17 protein-coding genes are annotated in these 15,962 nt (G+C 67.9%); 16 read left to right on the top strand and 1 reads right to left on the bottom strand.

Annotation, left to right across the window (positions count from 1 at the left end):
- Positions 1-47 precede the first annotated feature (47 nt).
- The 9 genes from FVE89_RS23690 to FVE89_RS23650 all read left to right on the top strand — a co-directional run bounded on the left by FVE89_RS23690 (position 48) and on the right by FVE89_RS23650 (position 6,124).
- On the top strand, positions 48-344 hold the full coding sequence (locus FVE89_RS23690) for a helix-turn-helix transcriptional regulator (RefSeq protein ID WP_161392733.1): 297 nt from the start codon (positions 48-50) through the stop codon (positions 342-344).
- 68 nt (positions 345-412) lie between these two features.
- A complete protein-coding gene (locus tag FVE89_RS23685; RefSeq protein ID WP_160536725.1) occupies positions 413-1,534 on the top strand; it encodes an alkene reductase in 1,122 nt (373 codons plus the stop codon).
- Between the two features lie 185 nt (positions 1,535-1,719).
- On the top strand, positions 1,720-2,319 hold the full coding sequence (locus FVE89_RS23680; RefSeq protein ID WP_160536724.1) for a TetR/AcrR family transcriptional regulator: 600 nt from the start codon (positions 1,720-1,722) through the stop codon (positions 2,317-2,319).
- 348 nt (positions 2,320-2,667) lie between these two features.
- On the top strand, positions 2,668-2,895 hold the full coding sequence (locus FVE89_RS23675) for a hypothetical protein (RefSeq protein WP_160536723.1): 228 nt from the start codon (positions 2,668-2,670) through the stop codon (positions 2,893-2,895).
- Positions 2,896-2,955: 60 nt separating this feature from the next.
- Positions 2,956-3,369 carry an organic hydroperoxide resistance protein gene (locus FVE89_RS23670; RefSeq protein WP_160536722.1) on the top strand — a complete coding sequence of 138 codons (414 nt, stop codon included), beginning with the start codon at positions 2,956-2,958 and terminating at the stop codon, positions 3,367-3,369.
- Positions 3,370-3,497: 128 nt separating this feature from the next.
- A complete protein-coding gene (locus FVE89_RS23665) occupies positions 3,498-4,553 on the top strand; it encodes an NAD(P)-dependent alcohol dehydrogenase (protein ID WP_160536721.1) in 1,056 nt (351 codons plus the stop codon).
- A 631-nt stretch (positions 4,554-5,184) separates the two neighbouring features.
- On the top strand, positions 5,185-5,445 hold the full coding sequence (locus FVE89_RS23660) for a hypothetical protein (protein ID WP_160536720.1): 261 nt from the start codon (positions 5,185-5,187) through the stop codon (positions 5,443-5,445).
- A 65-nt stretch (positions 5,446-5,510) separates the two neighbouring features.
- Positions 5,511-5,876: a hypothetical protein gene (locus FVE89_RS23655; protein WP_160536719.1), complete on the top strand. Its 366-nt coding sequence runs from the start codon at positions 5,511-5,513 to the stop codon at positions 5,874-5,876.
- The gene (locus FVE89_RS23650) at positions 5,876-6,124 is read left to right on the top strand and encodes a hypothetical protein (RefSeq protein WP_160536718.1); all 249 of its coding nucleotides are present in this window, start codon (positions 5,876-5,878) and stop codon (positions 6,122-6,124) included. Before FVE89_RS23655 ends, FVE89_RS23650 begins: the two co-directional genes overlap by 1 nt.
- A gap of 242 nt (positions 6,125-6,366) precedes the next feature.
- Here the strand turns inward: FVE89_RS23650 and FVE89_RS23645 are convergent, their stop codons facing one another.
- Positions 6,367-7,026, bottom strand: a complete 660-nt coding sequence (locus FVE89_RS23645; protein WP_160536717.1) for a TetR/AcrR family transcriptional regulator — start codon at positions 7,024-7,026, stop codon at positions 6,367-6,369.
- Positions 7,027-7,204: 178 nt separating this feature from the next.
- Between FVE89_RS23645 and FVE89_RS23640 the strand changes: the two genes are divergently transcribed.
- The 7 genes from FVE89_RS23640 (at position 7,205) to FVE89_RS23610 (ending at position 15,340) form a co-directional block, all read left to right on the top strand.
- Complete coding sequence (locus FVE89_RS23640) at positions 7,205-8,479, top strand: HlyD family secretion protein (protein WP_160536716.1); 1,275 nt, start codon at positions 7,205-7,207, stop codon at positions 8,477-8,479.
- The gene (locus FVE89_RS23635; RefSeq protein ID WP_160536715.1) at positions 8,476-10,041 is read left to right on the top strand and encodes a DHA2 family efflux MFS transporter permease subunit; all 1,566 of its coding nucleotides are present in this window, start codon (positions 8,476-8,478) and stop codon (positions 10,039-10,041) included. The genes FVE89_RS23640 and FVE89_RS23635 overlap by 4 nt, the downstream gene beginning before the upstream one ends.
- Positions 10,042-10,050: 9 nt before the next feature.
- Complete coding sequence (locus FVE89_RS23630; RefSeq protein WP_160536714.1) at positions 10,051-11,559, top strand: efflux transporter outer membrane subunit; 1,509 nt, start codon at positions 10,051-10,053, stop codon at positions 11,557-11,559.
- A gap of 202 nt (positions 11,560-11,761) precedes the next feature.
- The gene (locus tag FVE89_RS23625; RefSeq protein ID WP_246731159.1) at positions 11,762-12,910 is read left to right on the top strand and encodes a patatin-like phospholipase family protein; all 1,149 of its coding nucleotides are present in this window, start codon (positions 11,762-11,764) and stop codon (positions 12,908-12,910) included.
- Positions 12,907-13,338, top strand: a complete 432-nt coding sequence (locus tag FVE89_RS23620) for a hypothetical protein (protein WP_160536712.1) — start codon at positions 12,907-12,909, stop codon at positions 13,336-13,338. Before FVE89_RS23625 ends, FVE89_RS23620 begins: the two co-directional genes overlap by 4 nt.
- A gap of 38 nt (positions 13,339-13,376) precedes the next feature.
- Positions 13,377-13,808, top strand: a complete 432-nt coding sequence (locus tag FVE89_RS23615) for a hypothetical protein (RefSeq protein ID WP_160536711.1) — start codon at positions 13,377-13,379, stop codon at positions 13,806-13,808.
- 1,304 nt (positions 13,809-15,112) lie between these two features.
- Positions 15,113-15,340, top strand: a complete 228-nt coding sequence (locus FVE89_RS23610; RefSeq protein ID WP_160536710.1) for a hypothetical protein — start codon at positions 15,113-15,115, stop codon at positions 15,338-15,340.
- Positions 15,341-15,962: the final 622 nt, after the last annotated feature.

The following is a 15,962-nucleotide window of genomic DNA, read 5'->3' as shown; positions in this document are numbered from 1 at the left end:
ACGCTACCAATTCGTCAGTTCGCGAACCGGGGAATTTACGGTGCCGTTTGCTTGAGCAATTCAAAGCGCTGTCCAACGACGTAAGGCTCCAGATTCTGGAGTGGCTCAAGGAACCAGCCAAGAACTTCCCGCCGACGCATGCGCCCAATGGCTGGGTTGAAGGCGTTTGCGTGACGCATATCCAGCAAAAGGCCGGGCTGTCGCCGTCCACCGCGTCCACGCATTTGGCGGTGCTGCAGCGGGCCGGTCTCGTACAGTCGAGCCGCATCGGCGGCTGGACCTACTACCGGCGCAACGAGGAGGCGATCGCGGCGTTTGCGAACCGTGTCGGTCGCGAACTGTGACCTTTTTTCGGCTCTAAAATTTCGCAGTTTTGCGAAATAGAGAATACACGAACGATGACGAGCGAGGTATGACCTTGACCGAAGATGTCCTTTTCACGCCTGTCCAATTGGGCAAAATCGACATCCGAAACCGGGTCGTCATGGCGCCCCTGACTCGCAGCCGCGCCGACGATGCCACCGACATGCCCTCGGAATTTGCGGCCCAGCACTACGCACAGCGCGCCAGTTCCGGCCTGATCATCACCGAGGCCACGCAGGTCAGCCTCATGGCCAAGGGCTACGTCGCCACACCGGGGATCTACAGTTCCGATCAGGTTCGCGCCTGGGCGAAGGTGACCGATGCGGTTCACGCCGAAGGCGGCAAGATCGTCATACAACTCTGGCATGTCGGGCGCAGCAGCCATCCCGATGTGCTGCCCAACAAGGCCTCCCCCGTCGCGCCCTCGGCCGTTCGCGCCGAGTCGATCGTCTTCACCGCCGATGGGGCCAAGCCGTGCGCGGTGCCGGTGGCGCTCGACCATGCCGGCATCCGCGAAACGGTCGCGGACTTCGCCAGAAGCGTCGCCAACGCGCGCGAGGCCGGTTTCGACGGGGTCGAGATCCACGCCGCCAACGGTTATCTGATCGATCAGTTCATCCGCGACCGCAGCAACCGGCGGACCGACGAATACGGCGGCTCCGCCGCCAACCGCGCGCGCTTCGCGTGCGAGGTCGTCGAGGCGGCTGCGCAGGCCTGGGACGCCCAGCGCATCGGGATCCGCCTGTCGCCCTTCGGCATCTATGGCGACATGGGCGACAGTGATCCGGAGACCACCTTCAGCACCCTGATCGGACGCCTCAACGGCTTCGGCCTGGCCTATCTGCACATGGTGGAAGAATTTCCCTTCGCCAACATCCAGATGGATTCGGGCCGTCCGCCCGACGAGCGCCAGCGCGCGGTCTTCGACCGCCTCCATGCGCTGTGGAAGGGCGCCTACGTGGCCAATGGCGGCTTCACCGCCGAGAAGGCCCGGGATTATCTGCAGCGGAATCGCGCCACCGCGATCTCCTTCGGGCGGCCTTTCATCGCCAATCCCGATCTGGCGGAGCGGCTGCGCCATGGCTGGCCGCTGGCGAGCGCCGACAGCTCGGTCTACTATGGTGGCGGCGCCAGGGGATATACGGATTTTCCGACGTATTCTGCGCCGTGATGTCCGGGATCGCGCGCTGAGCGATGGCGCGGTGTTCCAAATCCGCCGACACCCGCTTTCGGGGGCGGCCGGGCACGTGCGAGCGGCTTGAGCGGTTCCGGCAAGGCCGCTCGGCTGCCGCACGGGCAATCTTGGTTTTAATGCCTGTAGACAACTCGTCCGTTCGCTGCCATCCTGTGCAGATCATGAAAAGACTGCATAGCGGCTATGATGTAAGGCAGCACATCATAGAAACAGCCAAGGAAATCATCGGCGGAAAGGGATTTTCCGCAGTCGGCTTGAACGAGATTCTCTTGTCGGCAGGTGTTCCCAAAGGCTCATTCTATCACTACTTTGCTTCGAAGGAAGCCTTTGGCGAATCGCTGCTGGAGGCGTATTTTTCGGATTACATGCAGCAGCTCGATCTGCTACTGACGCAGCCGAATCTGTCGGCTGCGGCCGGGCTGATGCGCTATTGGGAGAACTGGCGTGAGGTCCAGGGCGATTGCGATCCCAAGGGCAAGTGCTTGGCGGTCAAACTGGCCGCCGAGGTGAGCGACCTGTCCGAAAGCATGCGCGGCGTGCTCCGGCAGGGCACCGACAGGATCGTCAGGCGATTGGCCCGGTGCATTGAGGAGGGCGTGGCGGAGGGCTCCTTGCCGCCGACGCTCGAGGCCAAGTCCACCGCGGAAACGCTGTACCAATTGTGGTTGGGGGCCAGCCTGCGGGCCAAGATCACGCGCGACAGCGTCCCACTCGAGCAGGCCTTGGTGTTCACACGCCAGTGGCTGGCGATCCCGTCGTAGGGTGAGGCATGACCACAGGCGGTCTCACTGTCGGCGGGAACTATACGACCGGTCTATTTATGACCGTAACGTATTGAAGGATATGGAGTTCATGACGGCCAACACGCCGAGGTTCGTGTCGGGTGCCCAGCCGCACGGACTTGCCCGACCCGGCGACGTCCGCCTCGAAGTCGCCACCCTGTCCCGGCCTGCCAAAGGCCGGGGGACGTTGGGTCCGTTCTATCCTCCCCAGGCTTTCGGCCCGCGCCGAGATCCGGACCACGCCGTGGCTGATGCGTTCCCCATCCCCGCCGGCGCTCACGTGTTCGCCGGCGACGCTTCGGCGATCGAGCCACTACGGGCGTCGCGATGATCGACGACATGTTGATCGGCTCTTTCACCGAGGACCCGCCGGTCTGCCGTGTGGGGCATTCCAGAACGAGTGCCGACCAAGGCAGCCCGGGTTTCCGGCGCTCCGGCGATGCCGTCGAATCGGCGGCCCGGAGTTCAGATGCCGCCTTCAGCCCCGCGTTGCGCGCACCGTGGGCCGAGAGGCGCACAGCCGGTGCGGCGTGGCTCGCCGAAGGCGCGGCATGAGCTTGTCGAAAGCGGTGCGCGGTGCGCCGCCCTTCAGCACATGAGAGAGAGAACCATGCGATGAAGATCTTCTACAAGACTCGCGCCACCGCCATCGGCGGCCGTTCTGGCCGTACTGCGCTGGATGATGGCAGCTTGGCGCTGGATCTGGCTCTGCCGGGGTCCGGCAAGAGCGGCGCAAATCCCGAGCAATTGTTTGCGCTGGGCTTTGCCGCCTGCTTCGACAACGCATTACCGGTGGCGGCCAAGCAACTGAAGCTGGAACCCACCGCCACCAAGACTTCGGTCGAGGTCGGTATCGGTCAGACCGACGCCGGCGGCTATGCCCTGGACATCGACCTGTACGTGGAAGTCCGGGGCCTGAGCGAGGGCGACGCTCTCAAGCTGGTGGAGGCCACGCACCGCGTCTGCCCGTACTCCAATGCCACCCGCGGCAACGTCGACGTGCGTCTGCACACCAGCGTCGCCGCCTAGAGCCGAGCCCGATCGCGCTGCCATCCAGCGCGGCTCCAAACCTTCGTTTCAACGCGCGCTCTTGCGCCGAACCGGCCTCCGTTCCGGCAGAGAGCGCCCCAACAGCACGTCAGAGCAAGGAGAAGACCATGACCGTGAAAGCTTATGGCACCCGCGCCGCCGACACCCCGCTGGGCGCACTCGAGATCACCCGGCGCGCGCCGCGCGCGCATGACGTGAAGATCGACATCGCCTATTGCGGCGTCTGCCATTCCGACCTGCACCAGGCCCGCAACGAGTGGGCCAATACGGTCTATCCCTGCGTCCCGGGCCACGAGATCGTCGGCCGTGTCTCGGCGGTCGGCAGCGCCGTGACGAAGTTCAAGGTCGGCGATACCGTCGGCGTCGGTTGCCTGGTGGACAGCTGCCACCATTGCCCGGCCTGCAACGCCGGCTTGGAGCAGTATTGCGACGACGGTCTCGTCTGGACCTACAACGGCCCGACCGAGGATGCGCCGGGCCACACCCTGGGCGGCTACTCGCAGCAGATCGTGGTCAGAGACGACTTCGTACTGAAGATCTCTCACCCCGAGGCGCAGCTCGCCGCGGTGGCGCCGCTGCTCTGTGCCGGCATCACCACCTATTCGCCGCTGCGCCGCTGGAAAGTGGGGCCCGGCATGAAGGTGGGCGTGGTCGGCATCGGCGGGCTGGGCCACATGGGCATCAAGCTCGCTCACGCGATGGGCGCGCACACCGTCGCTTTCACCACCTCGGAGGGCAAGCGCGGGGCCGCCAAGGCCCTGGGTGCCGACGAGGTCATCGTATCGCGCAACGCCGAGGAAATGGCCGCGCATGCCAACAGCTTCGACTTCATCCTCAACACGGTCGCGGCCAGCCATGACCTGGATGCCTTCACCAGCCTGCTCAAGGTGGACGGGACCATGACCCTGGTCGGCGTGCCCGAGCATCCGCACCCGTCGCCGAACATCGCCAACCTGATCTTCAAGCGCCGTTCGATCGCGGGTTCGCTGATCGGTGGCATCGCCGAGACCCAGGAGATGCTGGATTTCTGCGCCGAGAAGGGCATCGTCGCCGACATCGAGCTGATCCCGATTCAGAAGATCAACGACGCCTACGAGCGCATGCTGAAAAGCGACGTGAAGTATCGCTTCGTGATCGATAACGCGAGCCTGGCGGCCGCTTAGAGCGGGGCCTGTTCGGTTCGCGACGCGTTCTCATCCGACGGGTCGGTGGGCTGATGAGCCTGCCGACCCGTCATCCGTGTCGATCGATCTGCGCGAGCGCGTTGCCGCAGAGTGGGCCTCCTGCCACGGCTCGGCGGCCCCGGCGAGCCGCAAGGGGAAGCTCAACGCGGTCGACCCGTCCGGGGCCTCGACGCGTGCGGCGGTGGGCAAAGGCGCCCCGCCGGTCCGAACCCGACTTCCAGGACGGTTCCCTCCCTGGCGATGCGGACGTGAACGTCGGCGGTCCGGGTTTTTCGCCTCCCCGGCACCACCCTGTCCGCCATTCATGCCCGGGCGGCGGCGACGGCCTCCCTCGCAGAGCCCGAGGTGGTCAGGCTGGCAAGGCATAGGATGACTGCCAAGGTCCGTGCCGGCTTGGGTCCGGACCCATCCTATCCGATAACCCGATCGGTTCCGCATGGCACTTCCGGGAGCGTCATCCCGGCGGGGAGGGTCGTACGTCTCGGGCCGTCCGGAGCGGTCCGCATCGGGGCCGTGGCGGCCGTAATGGAACTGTTGGTTTTCTTTAACGTTCCCGGTCAGTCCCGACCCGCGGCGAACGCCCGACCTTTCGTCAAGCAGGAACGATATAATGGCGAAGCTCCCTTTCCACTGCGGCCTGGCGCTGATCGTCCTCGGCGCCGGCCTGACCTCTGCCCAGGCCGGCGAAGAGCAGCAGGCGGCTTTGTGCCGCGACGACGTCATGCGGCTCTGCCTGACGTCGATACCGGACCGCGGTCGGATCGTGAGCTGCATGAAGGCCCAGCGGGCCAGCCTCAGCCCCGGTTGCAGGGCCGTCTTCGACGGCGGCTCGCGGGGCGGCGACGCGCGGCGCTCGGCCAGCCTGCGCTGAGTCTCCCGTCCGCCGCGTAGCCGGAGGCCCCGATCGAGTTCCGTTGATCCGGAGACAAAAAGCTGATGACCCGATTGCCCCTCGTCCTCGGACTCCTCGCGACGTTCGCGGCGCCGGCACTCGCCCGGGAGGTGCCCGACGCCGGGCGGCCGGCGCTGCTCCTGCACGGCAATTATTGCGGCCCCGGGAACAGGGCGCCCGCCGCCCCGACCGACGCGCTGGACGCGGCCTGCGCCCGCCATGACGTCTGCACGCCGGATGGGGGCCTGCCGTCGAAGGCGTGCAACATGCGGCTGCAGGCGGACGCCGAGCGGGTGGCCTCCGACCGCGACCAGCCCGAGGATCTCCGCATGATGGCCGGGCTCGTGGCTTCCGGTGCGGCCCTGATGCCGTCGGCCCCGGCCGCCCCCGTCGCGGCCGTCGGGGAGTGATGCCGACCCGACGCTCGCGGCACGGACAGGGAGCGGACGGGCGAGCCGTTCGGCGACCGGAGGCGGACGCCTACGCGCGCCGCGCCATCCGCGAGGCGCTCGAAATCGGCTTCACGACCGATGAGCTCGACCACGTCCTCGGGCCGCACGGCCTCACCGATCTGGTCCGGCCCTATCGTGGCGAGGACGTTCCGGAATACGGTCGCCGGGCCGCCGGTGAGATCATGGTCCGCTATCTCCGGTCGTGAGCGGGCCCGCACGGAGGCGAGGCCCGGTCGTGGCGCGTCCGCCGAAGCGCTCTCCGCCAAGGTGGGCACCGGTCCAGCGCAAGAGAGCGCGCCTCAAGAACTTGGAGCCGTGCCCGATTGCAGCGCGATCGGGCACGGCTCTAGAGCGATCTCCGCCGAGGTGGGCGCCGGTTCGGCGCAAGAGAGCGCGTTGAAACAAAGGCTTAGAGCCGTGCTCGATTGCAGCGCGATCGGGCACGGCTCTAAGCGCGCCCCCGGCAGGCCGCCATGAAGAAGTCGACGGACCGCTTCAGGGTCTCCCGCTTGACGTGCGACAGGCCGGGGCGCTCCAGGCCGAGCTCCGCCTTGTCGATGAAGCCGCGGAGGGTGAGGCTGACGAACATCTCGCGGGCGTGCGTGACGTTCTCGACCGCGATCTCGCCCGAGGCGTTGCCTTCCTCCAGACACCGCTCGATCAGCGGGGCGACCCGGGCGACGCCGAAATCATGAAGCAGCCGGGCAAACTCGGGGAAACGCACGGCCTCCGCGATGATGATGCGGCGCACCGCGATGCCGTCCCCCGTGAGGGCGACCTCAAGCATGGCCAGCGCGATGCGGTGGAGCCGCTCGCCGACCGGGCCGTCCTGGGCGGCTGCCTGCTCGACGGCGGGGACGTTCTCCTCGATGAACCGGACGATCACGGCCTCGAACAGGTCCTCCTTGGACGCGAAGCGCGCGTAGATGGTCTTCTTCGAGATGCCCGCCGACCCGGCGATGGCATCGATGCTCGCCAGCTCGTAACCCTCCTTCAGGAAGATGGGCTTGGCCGCCGCCAGGATGCGCAGCGTCGCCTCGCCCTCGGAGCCGCGTGGCGGCCGGCCGAGGCGGCTTGGTGGCCGCGGCGGCGTTTCCTTGCGGTTCACTGCGGCCTCGCGGCTTTTTGGAAACTCGTTCGGGCTATTATGCACGAAACCGCAGCGCGAGCATAGGCGCCGGGGATACACCCTGTGCGAACCGCCGTGACAGCGCCCGGGTCCCGCATTGCGGCCCTTCGACGAAGCATATAAGGAACTGTCCGGTTTCCTTGTTGGATCGGCCCGGATGGCACGCGCGGAAGAGGATGAGAGCCGGGCGCCAGCCGGCGGGGCCGAGCCCCAGGAGGACAGCGCTTCCGATGCGGGCCGCTCTGAGGGGGGCGAGCGATCCGGCGAGGACAGAAAGCCCTCCGCGCTGAAGAAGCCCTGGGTGAAGGGCCTGCTCGCCATAGCCGGCATCGCCGTGCTCGTCGGGGGCGGGATCTGGGGTTGGCATTACTGGACCGTCGGGCGCTTCATCCAGGAGACCAACGACGCCTACGTGCAGGCCGATCAGGTGGCGATCTCGCCCCAGGTCTCCGGGTATCTCGCGACGGTGCCGGTCGCAGCCAACCAGATCGTCGCCGCGGGGCAGGTTCTCGTGACGGTGGACGACGGGCAGTACCGTGCCAAGCTCGCCCAGCAGCAGGCGCAGGTCGACGCCCGGCAGGCCGATCTGGCGCGGGCGGAGGCCGAGGTCGTCCGCCAGCAGGCGCAGATCGACCAGGCCAAGGCCCAGCTCGCGGCCTCGCAGGTGACCGCCAAGTTCTCCGCCGAGCAGGTCAAGCGCTACAAGCCGCTGGCCGCTTCGGGCGCCGACACGGTCGAGAAGCTCGACCAGTACAAGAGCCAGGCCGAGCAGAATCAGGCTCAGGTGGAAGTCAACGACGCCCAGGTTCAGTCCGCCCAGAAGCAGGTCGCGTCCCTCAAGGCCGCCGTCGCACAGGCCAAGGCGGCCGTCGACCAGGCCCGGGCCGGGGTCGCGCAGGCCCAGCTCGACCTCGACCACACGGTCGTGAGAAGCCCCATTGCCGGCCGCGTCGGCGACCTCACCGCCCGCATCGGGCAGTACGTCCAGGCCAGCACCCGGCTGATGGCGGTGGTGCCGGTCGAGGATCTCTACATCGAGGCGAACTTCAAGGAGACCCAGATCGGGCTGATGCGGGTCGGCCAGCCCGTGACCGTCAGCGTCGACGCCCTGTCGGGCCACGACCTGAAGGGCCGCGTCGCGAGCTTCTCGCCCGGAACGGGGGCGCAATTCGCCCTGATCCCGCCCGAGAACGCCACCGGCAACTTCACCAAGATCGTCCAGCGCGTGCCGGTCCGCATCCGCTTCAAGGCCGGCAGCGAGGCGCGCAAGGTCCTGATCCCGGGCCTGTCCGTCGTCGTCTCCGTCGACACCCGCGGGGCCCGGGACGACGGCGACGGCGAGGACGAGGATGCCGACGAGCCGAAGGTCTCGGAAGCCGGACCCGGGGCCCAGCCGGTCGAGCGGACGCGCAGCGCGAGAGCCCGTCCATGAGCGCGCGCACCCCTTCCTCGCGAAAGCCGCAAGGGGGCGAGAAGGCCGACGCCGCCGCATGGCTCGCGGTCGCCGCCGGCACCATCGGCGCGCTCATGGCGACGCTCGACACCTCGATCGTCAACGCGGCGCTGCCGACCATCCAGGGTGAGATCGGCGCCTCCGGCTCGGAGGGGACCTGGATCTCGACCGCCTATCTCGTGGCCGAGATCATCATGATCCCGCTATCCGGGTGGCTGGAGAAGGTCTTCGGCCTGCGCAGCTTCCTCCTCGTGATGACGGTGCTGTTCGTCGGCTTCTCGATGCTGTGCGGCGTCTCGGGCAACCTCGGCACGATGATCGTCGGACGCGTCGGCCAGGGCTTCACCGGCGGCGCCATGATTCCGACCGCGCTCAGCATCGTCTCGACGCGGCTGCCGCCGGCGCAGCGCCCCGTCGGCGTCGCCCTGTTCGGGCTGACGGCCGTGCTCGGCCCCGTTCTCGGACCCCTGATCGGCGGCTGGCTCACCGAGAACGTGAGCTGGCACTATTCGTTCTTCCTCAACCTGCCGATCGGCATCGGCCTCGTCGTGCTCCTGCTCGTCGGGCTCCCGCACAAGCCGGCGCAGCTCTGGCGCATCGCGCAGGGGGACTGGCTCGGCATCGTCGGGCTGGCCGTCGGGCTCGGCTGCCTGACCATCGTGCTGGAGGAGGGGCAGCGCGAGCAGTGGTTCGAATCCTCCTTCATCGTCTGGTTCAGCGTCGCCTCCGCCTGCGGCTTCGTGCTGATCGTCATCGGTCAGGTGACGGCGCGCGAGCCGGTCATCGACATGAGCATCCTGTTCACGCGCAGCTTCGGCAGCGTCTTCCTGATGAGCTTCGCCATCGGCGGGGCGCTCTACGGCATCCTGTACCTGATCCCGCAGTTCCTCAGCGAAGTGCCGCACTACAATTCCGAGCAGTCGGGCTACATCGTCCTGATCTCGGGTATCCCGACGCTGGCCTTCATGCCGTTCTTCCCCCTGCTGGTGCGGCTCCTCGACATCCGGGTCGCCATCGGCTTCGGCATCCTCTGCTACGCCGTGAGCTGCTTCATGGAATCGGGGCTCACCACCGAGGATGCGGGCCAGCAATTCGTCGCCTCGCAGCTGCTGCGCGGGGTGGGTCAGGCCTTCTCCCTCCTGTTCCTCAACCAGGCCGCGGCCACCGCGGTCGAGCGCGACAAGGCCGAGGACGCCTCCGGCCTGTTCAACGGCGCGCGCAACCTCGGCGGCTCCTTCGGCCTCGCCCTGATCTCGACCCTGCAGCAGCGGCGCGACGACTTCCACAACGCCCGCCTGGAGGAATCCGTGCGGGCGAACTCGGTGATCGTCCAGGACCGCATCGACGCCATGGTCGGGTCCGGCGGCCCGGAGGCCATGCGGCTGGCGCTGCGCGGCTTGAAGCAGATGATCGGCGCACAGGCGACCGTGATGACCTTCTCGGACCTGTACCTCGTGTTCGGCTGGATCCTGCTCGCGGTCCTGCCGCTCGTCCTGTTCCTCCGCCCGTCGCCGAAGGGCGGCCCGGTGGCGATGCACTGAGGCCGCGCGATGCTCCCCCTCACGCCTCGCCCCGGCCTCGCGCTGGTGGTCGCCGGATTGCTCGGTGGCTGCGTGGTCGGCCCCGACTACGCCGGACCGCCGGTCGCCGCGCCGCGCGCCGAGACCGGTGCTCCCTTCGTCCGTGCGAACGCCACGCGCACGGTGCCGGTCGACCCGCCGGCCCGGTGGTGGACGTCGCTGCGCGACCCCATCCTCACCGAGCTCGTCGAGGAGGCCCTGGCGACCAACACGAACGTGCAGGTCGCCGCCGCCCGGCTGCGCCAGTCGCGCGCCATGCTGAGCCAGCGCACCGCCGACCTCGCGCCGAGCATCTCGGCCAATACCGTGGCCCTCAACAACCAGTTCCCGGTCAAGGACTTCATCGGGAGCGGGCTCACCCGCGGCCTCGGTGCCGCCGCGGCTTCTTCCGGCGCCGTGACGATCCCGAAATCGGTCAATACCGACCTCTACGACGCGAGCTTCGACGCGACCTGGGAAATCGACATCTTCGGCGGCAAGCAGCGGGCCATCGAGCAGGCGGCCGCGCAGGGCGAGGCCGCGGAGGCCGCGGTGGCGGACGCCCAGGTCCAGGTCGCCGCGGAGGTCGCGCAGGCCTACGTGACGCTGCGCGGCGCGCAACGCCGCCTGGCCCTGACGCTGCGCGCCGCCTCCCTCCAGCGCGAGGCCGTGAACCTCAGCCAGCAGCGGCTCGCCCAGGGGGCGGCCTCGACCCTCGACGTCGAGCGCCTGCGCACGCAGTTCGAGACCACCGCCTCCCAGGCGCCGGCCTTCCAGGCGCAGATCGACCAGTCCCTGAACCAGATCGCCGTCCTCGTGTCGCGCGAGCCGGGGGCCGTCGACGCCTTGCTGAAGCCGCCGCGCGCGATCCCGGTGCCGCCGCCCACCCTGGCCGTCGGCGACCCGGCGAGCCTGATCCGCCGCCGTCCCGACATCCGTCGCGCGGAACGTCAGGTCGCCGCCGCCAACGCGCAGGTCGGCCAGTCGGTGGCCAAGCTGTTCCCGAAGGTGACCCTGCTGGGCAATGCCGGCTGGGTGTCGCCGAACATCGGATCCATCGGCACGCTCGCGGCCTCGACCTATTCCGTCGGCCCGACCCTGTCGTGGAACATCCTCGATTTCGGTCGGACGCTGGCGCAGATCCGGCAGTCCGAGGCCGGCACCGACGAGGCGCTGGCGCAGTACGAGCAGACCGTGCTGCAGGCGCTGCAGGACGCCGAGACGGCCCTGTCGCGCTACGGACACCAGCGTGCGACCGTCGCGCGGCTCGCGCGGGCGAGCGCGTCGGCGGGCAAGGCGTCGATGCTCACCGACCAGCGCAACACCGCCGGCACGGTCAGCACCATCGACGTGCTCGACGTCGAGCGCCAGCGCCTGCAGGCCGAGCAGGGCCTCGCCCAGGCGCAGGCCGAATACACCAACGACTACGTCGCGCTCCAGAAGAGCCTCGGTCTCGGCTGGGGCCTGCCGGACGAGCGCGTCGCGATGGTCCGGCGATGAGCCGTTCCCCCGCCCCGACGAATTTCCAGGATCGCGCGAGAGTTCCCTCATCGCGCGGTGCGACGGCCGGTCCGATCCTTCCCGATCAACATCGGGCCGGCCGCTTGCCATCCGCGGGGTCTTCCCGACCCCGGCAGGACTCACGACAGGACCAGATCCGATGACGGCGCCACAGCGGTCCATCTCGCCAGCCAGGGTCTTCATGCTGGCGACGACACTGGCATTGGGCGCATGCGCCTCGGTGCCCAGGCAGGCCTACACGGCCGCGGAGGCGCAGGTCGCGGAGATACCCGGCATCCCGAATGCCCGGGTCTTCGCGGATGCATCGACGGAGGCGTTGTCTGCCCTCATAGCGGCTCCCGCCACGCGCGCCCGGCCGTTGTCGTACCTCGCCCTCTCGGGCGGCGGCGGTGACGGCGCCTACGGCGCGGGCGTCCTCCGCGGTTGGTCGGAGACCGGGACGCGGCCGGAATTCAGCCTCGTGTCGGGCGTGAGTACGGGCGCCCTGACCGCGCCCTTCGCGTTCCTCGGCCCGGCCTACGACCCGGTGCTGGAGGATATCTACACCAGCGGCGTCGCCGCCACCTTGGTGAAGGATCCGAGCCTCGTGAACGTCGTGTTCGGGTCGGGGCTGTTCGGGGACGGGCGCCTGCGCGATCTTGTCGGGCGCTACGTCACCCCGGACCTGCTGGCGGCGGTCGCGGCGGAGCACGCCAAGGGGCGCCGGCTGCTCGTCGTCACCACCAATCTGGACTCGAAACGGGCGATGATCTGGAACATGGGCGCCATCGCGGCGAGCGGCGCTCCCGACGCAGCGGCGCTGTTCCGCGACGTGCTCACGGCCTCGGCCAGCGTGCCTGCGGTCTTCCCCGCGCAACTCCTCGACGTCCAGGCGGCCGGCCACGCCTTCCAGGAACTGCACGTCGACGGCTCGGTGGTCACGCCGGTCTTCACGGTCCCGCAGGGCATGATCGCCAACGGTCGCGGCCCGAGCGCGGCGCCGCCGAAGGCCGACATCTACGTGCTGATGAACGGACGGATCGAGCCCGATTTCGAGTTGGTCCAGAACGACACCCTGTCCATCGTCGAGCAGACGGTCGCGACCGGCAGCCAAGCCCGCAGCCGCGCGAGCCTGGCCGCGACCTACGCGTTCGCCCGGGCGAACCGGATCGGCTTCCACCTCGCCTACATCGACGACACCGCCCCGCGCACGACGACCGCGAAGGGGTTCGACACCGCCTATATGCGCAGCCTCTACCGGGTCGGCTACGAAAAGGCCCGCGCGGGCGCCGCGTGGCAGGGGACGGTCCCGGTCGCGCCGGCCGTGGCGCGGACCCTCGCGTCGCGATGACCGGGGCCGGAGGCATGGGGAGGGGCCGGGCCCCCTCCCGGGCCCTGCCGGCGTTGCTCCTTGCGGGCTGCCTGGCAGGCTCCCTGGTCGGCTGCGCCGCCATCGACGAACGCACGGCGCAGGCGGCCAAGGTCGATCTCGTGGGGATGTCGGCGCTCGACGTGCAGACGTGCCTCGGCCTGCCGGACCAGCGCCTGGTGAGCGGCAAGACGACGTTGCTGACCTACTTCGCCAATTCCACGCGAACCTTCGGGATGTCGGCTGGCTTGGTCAGCCTGTCGTTCGGCGGCTATTGCCACGCGACCGTCCGCATCGAGGGCGGCCGGGTGGCCGGCGTCACCTTCAGCGGCGACACCTCCTCGCTGATGAGCCACGACGCCGCCTGCGCGCCCATCGTCCGGAGTTGCCTGCGTCGCGTGCCCGAGTAGCGGACTTCCGGTCTCCCGCACGCGAAGAGGACCCATCGATGAACGCAGGATACGTCTCCGCGCTCGCCGCACTGGCCGGCTCGGCCATCGGGGCCCTGGCGTCCTTCGCCACGACGTGGATGACCCAGCGCTTCCAGGACCGTGCCCAGCGCCTGTCGCAGACGCTCGCGCGGCGCGAACGCCTGTATGGCGACTTCATCGACGAAGCCTCCCGCCTGTTCGGCGACGCGCTCACACACCAGCTCGAGGACCCGTCGAAGATGGTCGCGCTCTACGCGATCCGGAGCAAGCTCCTGCTGTTCGCCTCGCCGCCGGTCATCACGGAGGCCGACCGGGTGATGGAGCGGATCGCCAAGGCCCACCACGCCGACCTCGACGAGCTCGCGGCGGCCGAGCAGGCCGCCCGCGACCGGCTGGACGTGCTTCGCGGATTCGCGGAAGCGTGCCGCGAAGAGCTTTCCCTGGCCTGAGCAGGGAAGGGGGCGCCATGCCGGTGACATGGACTGACGGCGGTTCGTTCGACGCCTCGGAGCTGATGCGCAACGTCGCTGACGCTCAACGTCGTCGCGACGGCGACACCGCTGGCCACGCAGATCGAGGTGCCCGATCCGGACGACAAGCTCGATCCTGCCGGTCCATCCGGGCGTGGCCGCCTAGCTTCCGGTGCTCCGCCTGCGGCCAAACCCCAGCCGGACCCGGCGGCTCGTGAGTGCCTGCGGAAAAGCCTTCGCGTTGCGGCCGTAAATCTAGACCTTCCAAAGCGCAAGACTAATGAACTGGCTCGCCACGAGGGCCATGAACAAAAACAAGAGCCCGTAAGACGCCCATACGGCCAGCCAATCAAATATATATGTCGTGACGTCGCGGGCTGTCATCAATCCGCAGGATAGACATAAGGTCGTTCCCATGTCGATTTCGCGACCGCACTCCTGACAGACACAGAGCGGCATCGATCGGCTCCGATGTATCTCCAGTGAATATAGGCTTCAGACAGGATTTTGCCCCGTCTGAAGTATGCATAATGGGGTTTTGGAGCCTTGGTCAAGCCGATAGACTGTCGATAATTGCACATTCAAAATGTTGCGCGGGCCTGGGCGGCAATCGAGCCATGCGACGCATGTCCGTTCTGATCGGAGACCGGTGAACAGGTCGATCCCTCTTGCATGTCTGCCGAACGCCCCTGCGTTCGCCCGTGCCCGCTATGGAGGTGGCGTCCGGGGCTGATCCGGTGTGGGGGGCTTGCGAAGATTTCACTCCGCCCTGTCGCTGTCCGGCAGCATATGTAACGGGCGCATCGCTGAGCGTTGAAGTCGAACCGGGATTGTTCTCGGCCGTTGCATTTTTGGTCCTGTGCAACGTGCGATTTAGTGCATTCAGTGTATGCAAAGCCGGGTCGCGGAGCGTAACTGGCTCACGGGTAACCCCATTCTCTCGCCCGCCGAAATGGTGACGCGGTCATGATCGATAAGAAGAGTCTGCCACTGATCAGGCGGCGAAGAGTGCTGCGCGCACTCTGGCAAGCGTCAGTCTCCACCATGGCGTCAGCTCCGCTAACCATTCGGTCTCTTGCTCTTATCGTTTGGACCTTAATTTTGACAGCATTCTCTTACGCTTTGGCGGTGCTTGTTCTGAATTAAAGCTATTGAATAGACCTCATAAGGTTTGAGACATCGAACTGCGCCGGGCTGAATTGCCTCTTTCCAGGCGCGTTCAGCATCCGTAGTTTCATCCCAAAATGATTCGCCCTGGGGGGGATGGGGATATGGTTTTTATCTTGGCCGCAGCGATGGGACTAATAACGGCGCGCTGGTTGGGCTGGGGCAGCGTTGTTGTCATTGCCCTCATTCTCGCCGTCGCGGTGGGTCTGGAGGGCGCAGTCGAGTCGCGAACTCTGTTCAAGGTCATGAAGCGAGGGCTGGAGATCAATTCGACCTTCCAGGGCAGCTACCTCGCGATGCTGTGCGTGCTGCACGGCAAACGGCTTCTCGATGCACGGAAGTAAGCTTGCCGGCGTGTGATAGTGAGCGTTCGCCGAAGGGCGCAATGCCGTTGCTTTCTGTCGGCCCCACCTGCTCTCGAGGCCGTGACGCCGCCCCGGTCGAACAGCGAGGCCACCGTCACGCGGACGGAAGCTTCGTGCCGCCTTCGGTGGATCCGGCGGCACTGCCGGGTTCCATGCTGGGGCCACGGCGGGTCGCCTGCTCGTGGCCCATGCCCTGGTCGAGCCCGCGGCGGCGGGGCGCCTGCGCCCGCTCATCGAACGGTTGCTGCACGAGGTCACCATCGCGCGCCGATCGTCGGGAAACGCCGGTGCAGACCGAGACCGGCCGTATCCGGGCTGTGGCCAGCGCGCGGTCATCGGCGCACAGGGCGTCCGTCCGCTGAGCCCGAACGCGCGCAGATGCGCGGTCAGGAGCGGGTGCAGCGCGCCCGCCGCGACCGCCTCCCGTGGCTCCGGGGCGCGTCGGGTGATCTCCAGCGGGAGCGGGGGGGCACCGCATGCGCGGCCGAGGGAGGCGGAGATGTGCCGCCATGTCCACGCGTCCCGTTCGACGCGATCCCCGAGCCGGGTTTGGTCGCTCAAAGATCCGGCCGGGCCGCCCCAGGCTCCTGAAACGGAGGGG

The sequence above is a fragment of the Methylobacterium sp. 2A genome, assembly GCF_009806555.1.
In the GTDB taxonomy this organism is placed as follows: Bacteria; Pseudomonadota; Alphaproteobacteria; order Rhizobiales; family Beijerinckiaceae; genus Methylobacterium.
The sequence above is the reverse complement of the archived record's forward strand: the minus strand, read 5'-3'. Positions and strand labels throughout refer to the sequence as shown.